At 41.7% G+C, this 14,284-nt stretch carries 11 protein-coding genes; 3 read left to right on the forward strand and 8 right to left on the reverse strand.

What is annotated here, in order from left to right; translation table 11 throughout:
* Positions 1-11: 11 nt before the first annotated feature.
* Complete coding sequence (locus tag B4A24_RS06700) at positions 12-203, forward strand: cold-shock protein (protein ID WP_104381945.1); 192 nt, start codon at positions 12-14, stop codon at positions 201-203.
* Between the two features lie 172 nt (positions 204-375).
* Here B4A24_RS06700 and B4A24_RS06705 read toward each other — a convergent pair whose 3' ends face one another.
* Together B4A24_RS06705 and B4A24_RS06710 are read right to left on the reverse strand one after the other, a co-directional pair.
* Positions 376-801, reverse strand: a complete 426-nt coding sequence (locus B4A24_RS06705) for a hypothetical protein (protein ID WP_293943768.1) — start codon at positions 799-801, stop codon at positions 376-378.
* 111 nt (positions 802-912) lie between these two features.
* Entirely contained in the window at positions 913-1,671 is a 759-nt protein-coding gene (locus B4A24_RS06710) for a YoaK family protein (protein ID WP_293943770.1), read from the reverse strand.
* Positions 1,672-1,882: 211 nt separating this feature from the next.
* On the opposite strand from B4A24_RS06710, the gene B4A24_RS06715 reads away from it, so the two are divergent.
* The gene (locus tag B4A24_RS06715; RefSeq protein ID WP_293943772.1) at positions 1,883-4,213 is read left to right on the forward strand and encodes a GAF domain-containing protein; all 2,331 of its coding nucleotides are present in this window, start codon (positions 1,883-1,885) and stop codon (positions 4,211-4,213) included.
* A 232-nt stretch (positions 4,214-4,445) separates the two neighbouring features.
* Positions 4,446-5,156, forward strand: coding sequence for a TetR/AcrR family transcriptional regulator (locus B4A24_RS06720; protein ID WP_293943774.1), 711 nt, complete (start codon positions 4,446-4,448; stop codon positions 5,154-5,156).
* A gap of 198 nt (positions 5,157-5,354) precedes the next feature.
* Here B4A24_RS06720 and B4A24_RS06725 read toward each other — a convergent pair whose 3' ends face one another.
* From B4A24_RS06725 to B4A24_RS06750, 6 genes are all read right to left on the reverse strand, one after another.
* Positions 5,355-6,761: a sulfatase family protein gene (locus B4A24_RS06725; RefSeq protein WP_293943776.1), complete on the reverse strand. Its 1,407-nt coding sequence runs from the start codon at positions 6,759-6,761 to the stop codon at positions 5,355-5,357.
* A 21-nt stretch (positions 6,762-6,782) separates the two neighbouring features.
* Positions 6,783-8,171, reverse strand: a complete 1,389-nt coding sequence (locus B4A24_RS06730; protein WP_293943778.1) for a RagB/SusD family nutrient uptake outer membrane protein — start codon at positions 8,169-8,171, stop codon at positions 6,783-6,785.
* Positions 8,172-8,187: 16 nt separating this feature from the next.
* Positions 8,188-11,298 (reverse strand): SusC/RagA family TonB-linked outer membrane protein, encoded by a 3,111-nt coding sequence (locus B4A24_RS06735; protein WP_293943780.1) that lies wholly within the window; start codon positions 11,296-11,298, stop codon positions 8,188-8,190.
* 681 nt (positions 11,299-11,979) lie between these two features.
* A complete protein-coding gene (locus tag B4A24_RS06740) occupies positions 11,980-12,981 on the reverse strand; it encodes an NADP-dependent oxidoreductase (protein ID WP_293943782.1) in 1,002 nt (333 codons plus the stop codon).
* Between the two features lie 47 nt (positions 12,982-13,028).
* Positions 13,029-13,811, reverse strand: coding sequence for an SDR family oxidoreductase (locus B4A24_RS06745; RefSeq protein ID WP_293943784.1), 783 nt, complete (start codon positions 13,809-13,811; stop codon positions 13,029-13,031).
* Positions 13,812-13,836: 25 nt separating this feature from the next.
* Positions 13,837-14,284 (reverse strand): SDR family NAD(P)-dependent oxidoreductase (locus B4A24_RS06750; RefSeq protein ID WP_293943786.1); only part of this gene is annotated, 448 nt, incomplete at its 5' end.

Here is a 14,284-nt window from a genome sequence, read left to right on the forward strand (position 1 = left end):
TATATAATACAATGCAAGAAGGAACAGTAAAATTCTTTAACCAGACAAAAGGTTTCGGTTTTATTACACCAGCTGATGGTGGTGAAGACATTTTCGTACACGTTACTGGTCTAATCAATGAAGTACGCGAAAACGATAGCGTAACATTTGATTTAGAGAACGGTAAGAAAGGCATTAATGCCACGAACGTACGTATCGCTTAATTAAGTAGAATAGTCAATCTGGAATTTGCATGGCGCATTTTCTAAGAAAGTGTAACAGAGATCTGTTACACTTTTTTTATTTGGCCCCCTTCTATTCCGGTCCAATCCTTAAAGGTAATAGGATTGTCTATCCAGCTTTACCAAAATAACTACCTAAACGGGTCTAGTCTATTTAAATTTTCTTTCGCATGGCTTTTATGGCCAGCCCGGCTGCCATTCCGCCGATGACATACCAAGCTACCGTCATTATTTTTGTCCGAGCTGTCTTTTTTATCGGTTTGGCATTGAGCCCGGCCTGTTCAGGTATTGTCAATGTTGCCAGGCCTACGACTGTTCCGAGTAGTGCTCCTCTGAGGAGGATATTTTTATCACCACCATAGCCGATCATGGTATATAACATTGCATTTGAAGCCACATCAGCCCCAAATGTAGCTGCAACGAGTGCATTTCCTTTTGGCGGTTCAAATCCGGCCGCACGTACCGACTTCTGCATCGCCTCCTCACCTACCTGGTCAATTTCTGGAGCTTTTGGATCAAATCTTTTTGCAGCACTTTGGATCACGTTGAGCACAACGGCACCGATCAGTCCGCCCAACATATTTTAAATACATTCATTACTTCAAGTGTTAAGTTTTCAATCGTTCCTGTAAAGTTTGCAACAGGCTACTTTGAGAACATCCAGCGGCACGAAATGGTTCGGATTGTTGTGCTATTTGCTACGCCAATGGCCTGCGGTTGATTTATGTGAGTGATCTTGCCACCGCCTTCTGAGTCTATAGAATCCGAGCAGTAAGCGGTCATAACAAAGCGCAAACAACAATATGATTACAGGCAATAATAGTGTCTTTCTGTCAAACAAGCTATATATAAAAGCCCCTATAATACCACCTAAGAAAAACCCTCCAATGATGATTAATTTGAGTAGGATACCTCGTCTCAAACGCTTACGTTCATTTATTTTCTTATAGAAAATAGTTTGAGATAGCTCAATCCCTAGGTCTGTAAACAATCCTGTTAAATGCGTGGTGCGAACTACCGACCCCGATATTTTAGTTACCAGCGCGTTTTGCAATCCCATAGCGAGCAAAAGAACACACGGTAGCCAAACAGAACTGTTGAAGATGGGAATATTAAAAAGAGATACAAATGTAAGTAGAATAATTTCAATGCTGATAGGTGCACTATAGGAAAAATGCGCCCTTCTCCTGGATGTAAGTTCCATTGTTGAGTTGGCGATAAATGCTCCCAGCAAAAAGGAAATAACATATAATATACTTAGCAAGGCAAACAAGTAATTATTTCGATAAAGTTCCTCGGAAAAAAAGGCAAAGTGGCCAGTTACATTTGTTGTCAATGTTTTAAAGGAAAGTACCCCAACTATATTCACTACTCCGGCTACTATGGACAATAATGCAGCTAATTGCACATTATGGATGTAATTCCGTCCCTTATTTCTATGCCTAAACATAATGCTGTTTTCACTTACTGTCTATTGAACTACCTTTTGAGAATGTATAATAAATAGGTCCAATTTACCTTTTTTAATAGCGAAGTGCAATAAATAAATTATCTTATTTTTAAACGAAATGTTTACTTAAGATTTTGCTGCTCAATCGCTGATTATTTCCTATTTTTGTATGACTTCCAATAACAATCTAATTTAGTCGGGAACAACTGCTATGCAATTTAACTTCTCATTCGAATCCAGTCCTTTTAAGACGCTTATCGCTTTTCATAAGATTATAAAACCGTTTGAGGAAACGGCTTTATCCGAAGTTGGTTTTCAGGCTAGCTATGCGAAATCCTTGCTGGAAGAATTCAAAAAATATCCAGCGCTTATCGAAGGGATCGAAAAAACCGAAGAGCTGAAACAGTATGAGCCTATCATCAAAGTCCTTTTAGCAGATTTGTTCCCAAGTTCGCTGACGCAAAATGAGATAAAAGCCATTACAATCCCTTTCCATTCCTATACATTTAATCATACAGCACGGTTAGATCGTATTTTAAGCGATGCCGGAGATCATTATCAGTTTAATTTGCGGGATATCACTGCCGATTATTATTATATTCTGAATTGCTGTGTGATCCTGAGCCAATACTATGGATTCAAGGTGGATGCCATGGATGCCCCCCTGTTTTTGGATATACCCGATAAGCATAACATCATGCATCACTACCGGGTACTGTTCAACGCCGATTTTATGGATGTCATTCCTACCGATCGTGCCATTGCTCTTTCGGCTGAGGACATTACTGAGCTAGTTGATCATTTTTCAGATATCGCGTTGTGGAAGTCCAAATTTCCAGAGCAAAGCTGGATTTTGAAAGGTTTTTCCATTATGACCCTTTTTGATGCGACCATTGAAAATGCGGTGTCCAGCTTCAAGAGCAACTTACTCCGGGAAGATAGCACCATACAATTAGCAGAAATTGAAACCATTTTCAGGTCAATCTATAAAATAGACGATTTGCGGATAGGACTTACCTCCTTTGAAAAAGTCAGGGAAGAGTATAACCTCAGAATTGTCGAAAAACAGCTCTATAGCCATCTGCTGTACGACTCTACGATTGCAGAGTGTGAAGAAATGCTATGCAATGATACCTTGGAGAGCCTGCTCACCCAAGAAGAACTGCTCGTCGTTCCCGACATCGACAAAATGCCGGTTTCAGATCCAAAGCAAGCGTGTTTTGTAAACAAACTGAAACAGCAAAATGTGAAGAGCTTTATCTTTGCCCCCTTGATACAGGATGACAAAGTGTTGGGGATATTGGAAATGTCCTCGTCCCGGGTACGTGAACTGAATTCTGTCAATGCCAATAAACTCAACTTTATCTTGCCGTTTATCAGAGACAAAGTATCCAAGGCATTTTTTGAAACAGAAAACCAGATTGAAGCCATCATCCAGAAAGAATACACATCCATTCATCCAAGTGTCAAATGGCGGTTTCAGGAAGAAGCCATCCATTACCTCAACGATAAGGCTTTTGGAAAAGACTACACCCTTCAGGAAATCGTTTTTGAAAACGTTTACCCGCTCTATGGGCAGATTGATGTCCAGGGGTCTTCAGAATCCAGAAATCAGGCCATTAAACAAGATTTGGTCAACCAGACCACCGATCTGATCGCGCTTTTCACAGCGATAAACCAAAAACATCGATTGCCCTTATTTGAGCAGAAAGTCTTTGATCTGGAGCGCAACCTGGAGACACTTGACCATTCCCTGTCCACCGATACAGAACAGGTGGTGCTGGACCATTTCAATCTGGATGTGCACCCAATCTTGGACAACTTTCGGAAAAACAATACAAATAGTCCCATCGCCAAGACTATTGACGCCTACTTCGATCGGATAAATCCTGCCATAGGTGGTTTTTACGAAGCTAGGCAAGATTACGACAACTCGATCGATCTGATCAATAAGAAATTAGTGACTATTCTTGACGGAAAACAGGTAGAAGCGCAAGAATACTTCCCGCATTATTACGAGCGTTATAAAACAGATGGCATTGAGCACAATATGTATATCGGAGCTTCCATCGCACCGGGCAAGAATTTTGATCTATACTATCTCAAAAATCTCCGGTTATGGCAAATGCAGATCATGTGTGAAATGGAGAATAAGTTTAAAAAGATCCAGCCCAAATTACCACACCAACTGGATGTCACATCGCTGATCCTCGTTTTTGGAAATCCGATTTCCATCCGTTTTAAAATGGATGAAAAGCAGTTTGATATCGACGGCTCCTACAATGTACGTTATGAAATTGTGAAAAAGCGCATCGACAAAGCTAAGATCAAAGGATCGGCCGAACGTATTACCCAAAAAGGTAAATTAGCCATTGTCTATTCACATGCCCATGAAGAAACAGAATATCTGGGGTATATCAAGTTGCTGCAACATAAAGGCTTATTAAATGATGAAATTGAAAAGTTTGAGGTAGAAGATCTGCAGGGGCTAATCGGCCTTAAAGCTCTTCGGGTTGGATTTACGTTTCAGGATCACCGCTAAAACGGTTATCATTCGCCTTCGCAGGCCCCAGCTCACCAGCATTGGTGCAGCTCTGCATTGCATCTCAGCCTAATGGTTGGTGGAGCTGGTTTGATTTTTTTGTTTCAGTCCAATGACGAATAGCACTGCTAAGCCTTAGGTATCTAAAGGCCGAATACAGGCGAATTTGAAAATTCTCAAATTATAATCAGAAAAAACAGTTATATTTATCTACCTAGTAGTAGATAGATTTATGAATACCAAGGAGAAAATAATCAATACTGCCGCCGAGATGTTGTCTGACAATGGATTTAATGCCTTTAGCTTTCATGACATTTCAAGGGAGATCGGCATCAAAACCTCTTCCATACATTATTACTTTCCGACCAAAAGCGATCTTATTATTGCAGTCATACATTATTCTCAGCACATACAGACTGCATTATTTGCGTCCATTGCAGACAAGACGCCCCCTGAAAAACTAGCTGTGCTGATAGATTTTTACGTGGACTTAGCCCTTAAAGGAAAGATGTGCCCTATTGTCTCGATTTCATCCGACATGAAAGACATAGATCCCAATATCAAAGGTGAAGTCAGTAAATTTTACGATTTTCTAGCCGATTGGCTCACTTCCTTATTAGCAGATGGAATCCATAAAAAGCACTTTGTATGCGCACAGCCTCCAGTAAATAAAGCAATCGAACTATTAAATATCCTGGCGATGCTGCCTATTTTATCCCGGCTTGGCAAAGGCGCCGAAAGCATTGCCGGAATAAAGCAGTCCCTCATTGACAATCTTTTAAATCCAGACGATCCCAGACAGACCCCGGCGGCACCAGCGGCGGAGATCATACAGAAAAATGAGACTATTGCCCACCTCAATGCTGTTATTGCCACTCAAAAGAAAGTAATCGCCCTCTATGAGGCAAATGATATTTTGCAAAAATGGGAAACGCAGCAGTAAACCGTTACAGCAAAACAATAAAAATGTTTTGATACAGCCCCATTGCAGAAGAATAAAACATTGTATACATTCATTTTGTTTTTATTGAATGCAGCTGCAAATTTATTGCAGCTGCATTCAATATCGGTTCCAGCGGTGGCATAGGTCTTGAGGTTGAAAAGAACCCAGCCACATCGCTTGGCCAGCACTCCAACGACATTAAGGGATATCCAATTGACTAACGACAGGCACCACACCTTTGTGATGTTCTTCGATCAATCTGGATAACTCTTTTACCAGCTCAGGATGTTTTTCGGCGATATCATTAGCTTCTCCAATATCTTCATTAAGGTTGTACAGCTTGGGTCTCTCTAGCCTGCTAAGCTGGTCTGGGTAAGCAAATTCGCTATTGCTATAGAATGATAGCTTATAGGGACCTTTACGTACAGCTACCAGTTGCGAGGCATGATAGTAGAACATCTCATCACGAGGGCTTTTTTGTTGCCTACCAGTAAGTACCCCTGTAAGATCATATCCGTCATATACTCTGTCCTTTGGCAATTTTGTGTGGGCCAAACTTGCGAAGGTTGTCAATACATCCAAGGTACTCCCTATCTCGGTTACCTGACCTGGTTTGACACGCTCAGGACCCCAAAAGACAGCGGGCACGCGCACACCACCTTCATAGCTATTCCCCTTCGCACCATACAGCGGACCCGATGAGCCTCCAAGTTCTTTAAATATCTTCCAGGGACCGTTGTCTGATACAAAAACTACATAAGTGTTTTTATCCAAACCCTGCTTTTTAAGTGCCGCAACGATCTCCCCAACGCTCCAATCGATTTCCTCTATGACATCACCATAAATGCCCCGCGCACTTTTTCCTTTAAACTTATCGTTCGCAAAAAGGGGAACATGAGGCATAGAATGCGCCAAATAGAGAAAGAATGGGTGCTCCTTGTTTTTAGTGATAAATTCAACAGCCTCCTTCGTATACCGCTCCGTAAGTGTGTTCTGGATCGCCGGTTTTTCAATGACCACCTCATTTCGGAGTAAAGGAACCTGGAAATATTCATTTTTCGGCTGGGTGATTGCTTCTACATAAGGGATAGAATCTACGCGATCCATATCGTTGCTATATGGAATACCGTAATAGTAGTCAAAACCATGTTTTGTAGGCAGAAATTCAGGCCGACTTCCAAGATGCCATTTCCCTACGATACCTGTATGGTATCCGTTCTGTTTTAGCAATTTAGCAATTGTAATCTCCGACAAGGGAAGACCTCCTTTAGAGTCCGGAAATAAAACCCTTTTTTTCTCGCCTTGCATACCGCTTCTAATCGGCAAACGCCCCGTTAATAGACCTGCTCTAGAGGGTGTACATACATTTGCCGCCACATAAAAATTTGTCCATTTTTGTCCTTCCAACGCTAGGCGGTCGATATTTGGTGTTTTGATTGTGGGATTACCGTAGGTTCCAAGATCCCCGTATCCTTGATCATCTGTAAAAATTAGTATAAAATTCGGCCGCGTGGCCCCGTCTTTTCGCTGCGCGATGGAAAACTGGGCAATGCCAATTGTCAGTGCAAATAATACGATTGACTTCATCATAAGTACTCTTTTCATAATCTATCTATTTATCGTTTGTTAATAACCTTCATTTTGTGCTAGATTTGGATTTGCATCGATCTCCGTTTGCGGAATCGGAAACAAGACCTGATGTGCGTTGGCGGCTGTCTTTCCCCGTTGTCTTGCAGAAGAAATAAATGTACCCTCTCTCAGTTGGTCAGAACGACCTGCCTGTTCATACCAGAATTCCCATTTTCGCTCCTTAAAAATCTGCCTTCTAAAACTATCTTTGGTAAGATCGCCAACCTGTAACGGTTTCAAGCCCGCCCGATTGCGAATCTGATTCACCAAACTGACAGACTCCATAGTAGGACCATTTAATTCATTTAAAGCTTCTGCTTTACTGATCAGGATATCTGCATAGCGGATAACGGGAACATCATTTCCATAAGATGCCCCGATTGCATCCTTATCAAATTCATACTTGCCGGGATAAGACCTGTTATTCCCCAGCAATTGCGTAAATACGCCGCTGGTATTTGTGTAAGCAGTAATGATCAATTTACGTCTTTTGTCATTGGCGTCAAAGGAGTTAACAAATTCATCATAGAGATAGACACGGGAAGCGTATATGGTCTGATTGGGTAAATGCGGGTAGTCTGTTGGAAAAGTATTTGCAACAAAAGGATTTCCTAATTGAGGTGTTGATTGTATGGTCCAAATCATCTCGTTGTTGCCTTCGTTTTCAATTAAAAACAACTTCGTATAATCAGCAAACAGGGAATAAGTCTGCAGACCAATAACCGCATTTGTGCGGTCTATTGCTTTCTGCCATTGCTTTGTATTCAAATATAATTTAACAAGAAAACTAAGTGCCGCTCCTTTAGTTGCTTTGCCGTATACAGTCTGTTCGAGGGGTAGCACCGCAGCGGCTTCACTTAAGTCTTTTTCTATAAAAGCGATAGTTTGTTCTTCCGTGGATCTAGCAAGGTAATAATCGTCATCCGGACTACTATATAGCGGCAAGGGACCAAACCAATCGTGCAGTAAATAATAACTTATTCCCCTAAGAAACTTGGCCTCCGCGATCAGCTGTTCCTGATTTTGCCCGGAGGCGTTTTTTAAAATAAGATTGGCATCACGTATCACCGTATACAATTGTTTCCAGGTACTGCTAAAATAGGTGTGATTGCTATCCCAAGTAAAGTTAGAGAGCGGTGTAAAGTTTGCTTCAATGGCGCCAAATTCATTCCAATTTTCACCGGATGTCATGCCAGATGTAAAGAAGTAGGCGTAATTTCGCAATTGGGCATTTCCATAGGCCGAAGTCAATAAGGATTGTAATCCATCCTCAGAATTTGCATAATCGTCGTTTAGTTCAGAATAAACCTCTTCGTCCAACATGGAGCTACAGGCTGATAAAACTAAAGAACACAGACCAATACTTATATATTTAACAATTTTCATGATGTATAACAGCTGATTAAAATGAAACATTGATACCTGCACCCCAAACGCGAGCCAGAGGATATGTATTAAGATCTACCCGGGCACTGCTTGTTCCCAAAGCATTTGCTTCTGGATCATATCCGATATAGTTGCTGATGGTAAAGAGATTTTGGGCAGACAAATAAACCTGCAACTGACGAATCGCCTTTGTAGACCGTAAAGGAACATTATAATTCAATTGCACATACTTTAAGCGTAAATAAGACGCATCCTGCAATGCCAGGGTGTTTACTTTTCCTCCTCCATACGAGGTGGGTTCCACTGCCGACGGCCATTTCGCGTCTGTGTTTTCTGGCGTCCAGCGATCTTCAACAGTAACCCGAAGCATATTTCTCCGGTAGTTGCTCGGATACATACTTTCCAATATGTTTCCGTTAAGTACATCACCACCCTTTTGCCCCTGGAAAAGGAAGTTGAGTCCAAGATTTCCATAATTAAGTTCATTCCGCCATCCGTAGGTGAAATCGGGAAAAGGATTTCCTATAATCTGTTGGTCGGAAGTATTGATAACGCCATCCTTGTTTATATCTTCAAAAATAGGATAGCCTGGTTTAGATGATTTTTGAGCACTATTAGCCACTTCAGCTGCATCCTTAAAAATTCCGGTCACTTTATATCCATAATATGTGAAGGCGGGTTGACCCTCCGTGATAATCGCTACATTCCCAATATTTGAAGCGTTTCCTGTTATAATGTTTTTGATATCTCCCAAGTCGGTCACTTTATTCCTGATGCGTGTGAAGTTAATAGACGAAGTCCAGCTAAATTTCTCGCCTTGAACCACGTTGCCTGAGAGAAAGAGTTCTATGCCTCGGTTTTCCATTGATCCAATGTTGGAGAGTATAGCATTATATCCCGTTCCCGATGGTAGAGGAAGTTCAACCAACATATCACGCGTCTGCTTTACAAAGTAATCAACCGTCAAATCCACACGATTTTTAAGAATCGAAGCATCGATTCCAATATCGGTTTGCGCTGTAGATTCCCATTTTAAGCTGCTATTACCGATGCGGGAAGGTGATGTTCCGACATAGAGGGAACTTCCGGATACAAACGTTCCGCCGGTGGTGTATGTTTGTAAGGAATTGTAGTTTCCGATATCCTGATTTCCTGTCACACCCCAGCTGGCACGTAATTTCAAGTTGTCGAATAGCTCCGGAATAAAAGGCTCCCTAGAGATCAGCCAGCCTGCAGCAAGTGATGGGAAAAAACCGTATTTATTATCTGCACCGAAACGCGATGAACCATCTGCACGAAATGAAGCCGTGAGCAGATATTTCTCATTATGCGTATAGTTTACCCGCCCCAAATAAGACAATAATGTATTATCAGCTTTTCCACTGTTTAAGGATGCTGTAGCAATATCACCGAGGCTCAAATTATTCGTTTCCAAATCGTCCGAGGGAAAATTTCCGATAGAACCCACAAAGCGTTTCGTCTGGAAATTTTGATAGGTTACGCCCCCAAGCACATCCAATGTGTTTTTACCACCTAACAGGGTATGGTAATTCATCGTATACTCCCCTAATATGTCCCTTTTCTCCATGGTTGCAATATTGGCTATCCCGTTTTGGGCAGCTCCCCGAATGGTAAGCCTGCTATTGAAAATATCCCTACGTTGTGATAACAGGTCTGCTCCTACATTTATTTTCGCTTTCAGACCTTCTATCAATTCGTACTCGAAAAACAGGTTCCCCAATGTGCGGTTAGTTGCACTTTCATTGCTGATTCCTTCGATCAAGCTCAATGGGTTGTTAATGGTTAAAAATGAAGATTGTGTGAATTTGCCATCTGGATTGTAAATTCTCTCCGTAGGATCGTATAATAAAGCCGCGTTAATCGGACCTGCCGATTCGTTAATACTATTTCCATCAATCGCATTGTTATCCAGAATCCGGCTTGTGCTAAGGTTTACACCAAATTTTCCTTTTCTGGCAAAGGTGCTTTCTAAATTGACCCTTCCCGCATATCTATCCATGCCAGTATTCCGTACGATACCATCCTGTGAAGTAATATTTAAAGAGGTAAAATAAGTTAATCCCTCGTCGCCCCCAGACAACGAAAGGTTGTGATCTTGGACAAAAGCCTTACGTAAGATTGCTTCTTGCCAATCCGTCCCCGCACCAATATCTGCAATAGCCCCTGTATTAAACACAGCGGGCTGCCCCTTCTCTGATGCCAATTGATTGATCACATCGATATATTCCCTGGTATTTAATATATCGATCTTTTTCGCTATCGATTGTACCCCCCCATTAAGCGAATAGTTTAGTCTACGTTGTCCCTTGGCACCGCGTTTTGTGGTTATTAGGATAACCCCGTTTGCGGCCCTTGAACCATAGATAGCTGCTGCCGAAGCATCTTTTAAAACCTCTATGGAAGCAATATCATTTGGATTGATGGCATTGATCGGGTTTTTGGCCACCAGATTATTGGCAATCCCACCCTCTCCTGAGGAAGAAGTCAGGTTGGTCGCGTTATCGATGGGTAGGCCATCGATAACATACAAGGGGCTCGATCCCGCATTGATGGAATTATTTCCGCGTATACGTACATTCACTCCGCCTCCAGGTTCCGAACTTGACTGCTGGATGTTGATACCTGCAGATGTTCCCTGAAGTAATTGATCAACGGAGGTTACTGCTGCTCCTTTATTGAAATCAACATCTTTTAAACTCGTCACAGCGCCTGTTAAATCCCGTTTTCGCTGTGTTCCATAGCCAACTATAATAACTTCGTCTAAATGCTCGGTGGATGGCTCCAATGCGATAACGGTAGGTGACGCAGTAACAACCAATGTTTTGGAAGTGTAACCAACGAACGAGACTTTTAGCTTGAAAGGGAGTGTCTGCCCCGTGACAAAATGGAAATTCCCGTCGCGATCACTTTTTACGCTATGGGTGACCGCATCCAGCTGGATGGTTACACCTTCTAGAGGCTCCTTGGTGACCGCATCGATGACTTTCCCTGTCAGCGAGGCATTGATAATAGGATTGGTTTCTTGTGCATTGCTGTACTGGATCGGCTGAAGACCTCCAAGCAAGGCGAATACTAATGAATACCGCAGTATCCGATTTTTTTTCATGTAATGTTAATTTAATGGTGAAGTAAGTAACAAGTGCCAACGCCAATTGAAAACCTGTTTATGATCTTATCGATAATTCGAGGATGGTGAACAACCTAAATCAACGTATTGTGATGGTCGCCCAGAAATTCACATTCGCATCGAATAGCAATAACAATAAAGGATAAATAATCTCATTTAATTTAAAATATAGAGCAAGAGCATTGCTGCTCCGATCTGTTTTTACGATGCCTATGATTGCTTTTAAGGTGTACTGTTAAGCCTGGTGTTAGGTCTGGCTGTTTTGAGCATCAATTACCCGCTCGATAAACGATATATTGATGAGAATTCCAGCGCGTGTTTATGAATTAACTGTCTTTGAAGACAGTGAAAAAGGCTACAGTAGGTAGGTTGAATACCGGATTACTCCGTTTTTTTTCATAACTTTGATATGTTTAATAGTGAATACTTACAAGTGCCGACGCCAATTGATACTTGTTTCATTGTTAAATAATGAGAGGAGAACCTTGTTCTCCTCTTTATTTCTTTCTTCTATCCATAGAATTGTAATAAGTAAGCCCTAAACCCAACATTGTTGAATTTTTTGAGAGAAATCAGAATAGTTGCTATATAAAAATTCATTTAAGTCATTTTTTTGTTGCTGATCCAAATATAGACTTTTTTTGAAAAAAAACTACTAAATTAATAGACTTTTATTACCACCTTCCCCCTGGCCCTACCGCTCTCCACATATGCGATAGCTTCGTTGGTCTGTTCAAAGGGAAAAACTTTATCGATTATCGGACGTATCTCATTTTGCTCTATTAACGCAGCAATTTGAGCAAGTTGTTCGCCATTGGCTTTCATAAATAGGAATTCATAATCCACATTCAATTTTTTTGCCTTTGCTCGGATCTTTCTACTTAATAGCTTTGTTGCCAACTTGACATACCAGGGCAGATCAAATTCCTTCGCAAACACCGGTGTTGGTGGCCCGGAAATGGAAATGACTTTTCCTCCCCTTTTCAGTACATTCAATGATTTTTCAAGTGTTTTTTGATCCTGACTATTTAGTACCAGATCATAGTCTTTCAGGACGTTTTCGAAGTCCTGTGTTTTATAATCGATCACCAGGTCGGCACCCAGACTTTTTACCAGATCGGCATTTTTTGCACTGGTCGTAGTAGCCACTGTCGCCCCCAAATGCTTTGCTAACTGGATTGCAATTGTTCCGACACCTCCCGAACCCGCTTGGACAAAGACTTTTTGACCTTTTTTAAGATGTGCGCGCACTACAAATGCCTGCCATACGGTCAGTGCGACCAATGGAATGGATGCAGCCTCTTCGAAACTGATATTTTTAGGCTTTAATGCTACATCTTCCTCCGCTATTGCGATATACTCGGCAAACGTACCGATATGGAAATCAGCTGTTCTTGAGTAAACTTCATCACCTACTTTGAATTTGCTCACTTTTGAACCAACCCGGGTCACAATTCCTGACAGGTCGTGTCCCAGCACGAGCGGAAGCTTATAGGGTAAAATCAGTTTGAATTCTCCACTTTTCAATTTAGAATCCAGCTGATTGACGCTGGAGGCGTATATCTGGACCAATATTTCATTGTCTCTCAGATTCGGTTCAGCCATTTCGATAAGCTGGAGCTTATCTTCTTTGCTATACCTGGACATACTGTATGCTTTCATCTTGTCTGTCTATTTTGATGCTGATTATTTCGTATGATCTCTCTTATTTATGCTATGGCAACGCCCCCTTTTAAGTATTCAGCGTATTTTTTTTGGTTTACCATGCCATATGCCGCTTTGGGTGCCAAACGGTTGATAAGATACAGCGCTTTAGTATCGCCCACACGAATGGTGAATTCATTTTTTTCCAGACCGCTGATCAGACTCTTTACCAATTGCTCCGGACTGATTTTTTTGTCATCCCGGTCGGCCACCATGTCCGTATCGACCAACGGAGGTAAAAGCTCAAAAACTTTTACCTTGCTGTCTATAATTTCCAGATGTGCACGGAGCATCTTGGTATAAAAAGCCAAAGCTGTTTTGGATGCAGAATACGTCGCTTCCATTATCGAAGGTACAATACTGAGGATGGATGTGGTATGGATGATAGCCGCTTCATTTTTTGCTTTAAGCATATTTAAGAAAAGCTCATTCAATCGGATAACCCCCAAATAATTGACTTCCATTTCATAAATAGCCCCTTCCAGATGCTTTTTATTGGGGATGCCGAGATTTGTTGGCGGTACACCCACACCAGCATTGTGATACAAAATATCAATGCCGCCCAATGTTTCTACCTGTTGGTATAGCGCATTTGCATCGGCCTCAGTGGAAGCATCACTTTGCATCGTAATCAAAGCTGGATGCATCTTTTTTGCTGCATCCAGTTTCTGCTGATTTCTTCCGGTAATGATTACCTGAGCGCCGATATTTAGAAACTGTCTTGCAGCTTCCAAGCCGATACCCGAACCTCCGCCGGTGATTAATATTCTTTTTCCTTTTAAATCCATTGTGAATGTTTTTAAATGATTGAATTTACGCTTTTCCGCGCACAATGTTTGCAAATGCTTCCTGGATTGCCGCAGCATAGACCTTGGTTTCTCCCACTGGCACTTCAAACTGATTTTTTCCCAAAGCAGTAAACAGCTCATCGGCTACCTCAGATGGCGGAATACCATTGGCGCCCCCTATTTCTGCCGAAAAATCCGTATTGACCAAAGGTGGATATACTTCGTAGACATTCAATTTTTCGTTTTCTGCAAAGGTATCCCTTAGTCCTTCAGTATAACTGTGAAGTGCCGCTTTGCTGGCAGAGTAAGTCGGCAGGTATTTATTTGACCTGAATACAGCGATGGAAGAAATGTTGATAATCGCCGCTTCCTCCTGTTGCAAAAGCAGTGGAGTAAGCAATGAAGTGAAATGGATCACGCTAATATAGTCGGTGTTGATCCCGGTGTCCGCCTTTTCGGCAGCGTTATTATTA

The organism is Sphingobacterium sp. UBA7249 (assembly GCF_002472835.1).
GTDB classification, from domain to species: domain Bacteria; phylum Bacteroidota; class Bacteroidia; order Sphingobacteriales; family Sphingobacteriaceae; genus Sphingobacterium; species Sphingobacterium prati.